Raw genomic sequence first — 2,158 nt, 5'->3', positions numbered from 1 at the left:
TACACGCCCCATTTCGTCGAAGGGCATGATCCGGACACGATGCACGAGCTCATGGCCGCGACCCTGGACACCGTCATCGGCGAGATCCAGCGCATCAAGTCCGACGCGCGGGAGAATGGTTTCAAGGAGCGCCCCCGCTGGCCGATGATCGTGCTGCGCACGCCCAAAGGCTGGACCTGCCCGAAGGAGATCGACGGCAAGCGCACCGAGGACTACTGGCGCTCGCACCAGGTCCCGATGGGCGAGATGCACGAGAACCCCGGCCATGTGCGCATCCTCGAAGAGTGGATGAAGAGCTATCGCCCCGAGGAGCTGTTCGAGGATGGCGGGCGGCTGCGCGCCGAGCTGGCCGAGCTCGCTCCCACGGGCACCCGCCGCATGAGCGCCAACCCGCACACCAATGGTGGCCTGGTGCTCCGGGATCTCAGGCTTCCGGATTTCGCCGACTACGCGGTCGAGGTGCCGTCACCCGGCGCCGCCACCGCGGAATCCACCCGGGTCATGGGCCGTTTCCTGCGCGACGTGATGAAGCAGAACATGGACGCCCGGAACTTCCGACTCTTCAGCCCCGACGAGAACAACTCGAACCGCTGGCAGGATGCGCTCGAGGTCACCAACCGGGCCTGGGTCGCGGACACCCATCCGTGGGACGACCACCTCGCCCCGGACGGGCGGGTGATGGAGATGCTCAGCGAGCACCAGTGCCAGGGCTGGCTCGAGGGCTACCTGCTGACCGGCCGGCACGGGTTCTTCTCCTGCTACGAGGCGTTCATCCACATCATCGACTCGATGTTCAACCAGCACGCCAAATGGCTGAAGGTGTGCAACGAGATCCCCTGGCGGCGGCCGCTCTCGTCACTGAACTACCTGCTGTCCAGCCATGTGTGGCGGCAGGATCACAACGGCTTCAGCCACCAGGACCCCGGCTTCATCGACCATGTCGTCAACAAGAAGGCCGAGGTCGTCCGCGTCTACCTGCCGCCCGATGCCAACTGCCTGCTGTCGGTGACCGACCACTGCCTGCGCAGCCGCAACTACGTCAACGTCGTCGTGGCCGGCAAGCAGCCGGCCCCCCAATGGCTGACGATGGACGAGGCGATCAGGCACTGCGCGGCCGGGCTGGGGATCTGGGAATGGGCCAGCAGCGATCATGGCAGCGAGCCCGACGTGGTGATGGCCTGCTGCGGCGACGTGCCCACACTGGAGACGCTGGCCGCCGTCGACCTGCTTCGGACCCATGCGCCGGAGCTGAAGATCCGCGTCATCAACATCGTCAACCTGATGAAGCTGCAACCGGCGAGCGAGCATCCGCATGGCCTGCCGGACCGCGATTTCGACGCGCTGTTCACCACGGACAAGCCGATCATCTTCGCGTTCCACGGCTATCCCTGGCTCATCCACCGGTTGACCTACCGGCGGAACGGCCACGCCAACCTCCATGTCCGCGGCTACAAGGAGGAAGGCACCACCAGCACCCCGTTCGACATGTGCGTGATGAACGAACTCGACCGGTTCCATCTGGTCGGCGATGTGATCGACCGCGTGCCGGGGCTCGCCGCGCGGGCCGCCTATGCCAAGCAGGCGATCCGCGACAAGCTCATCGAGCACAAGCGGTACATCTCCCGGCATGGCGACGACATGCCCGAGATCACGGGCTGGTCGTGGGGGCGGACGAAGGCTGCCGCAGGCGGGAGCTCGACGGAGGCCGACAACGTCTGAACCGGGAGGCCGCCGTGAACACGTTCGTGATCCGGCATGGGGAGACCGCGTGGAGTCTGAGCGGGCGGCATACGGGCACGACGGACATCCCCTTGACCGAGAACGGACGGCGGCTGGCCGAGCGATTGCGTCCCGTGCTGGCCGAGGAGGTGTTCGCGCTCGTTCTCGTGAGCCCGATGGAGCGGGCCCGGGAGACCTGCGAGCTGGCGGGGCTCGGCCGCCAGGCCGTGATCGACCCCGACCTGATGGAGTGGAACTACGGCTCGTATGAAGGGCTGACGCCCGGACAGATCAGAGCGAAGGCGCCGGACTGGCTGATCTTCCGGGACGGCTGCCCTGGCGGCGAGAGCCCGGAACAGGTCGGCACCAGGGTGGACCGGGTGATCGCCCAGTCACGGGCGAGGGAGGGCGACGTCGCGCTGTTCGCGCATGGCCATGT

The 2,158-nt window shown here is 66.8% G+C and carries 2 protein-coding genes; both read left to right on the top strand.

The annotated features are described in order from the left end of the window. Positions 1 to 1,719 (top strand): phosphoketolase (locus FFK22_RS41540; RefSeq protein ID WP_138893661.1); only part of this gene is annotated, 1,719 nt, incomplete at its 5' end. A gap of 14 nt (positions 1,720 to 1,733) precedes the next feature. After that, positions 1,734 to 2,158, top strand: a 425-nt coding sequence (locus FFK22_RS41535) for a histidine phosphatase family protein (RefSeq protein WP_138893660.1), incomplete at its 3' end; no start/stop codon positions are given.

It is taken from the genome of Mycobacterium sp. KBS0706, from assembly GCF_005938675.2.
Lineage (GTDB): Bacteria > Pseudomonadota > Alphaproteobacteria > DSM-16000 > Inquilinaceae > Inquilinus.
This window is presented reverse-complemented; position numbering and strand designations above follow the sequence as displayed.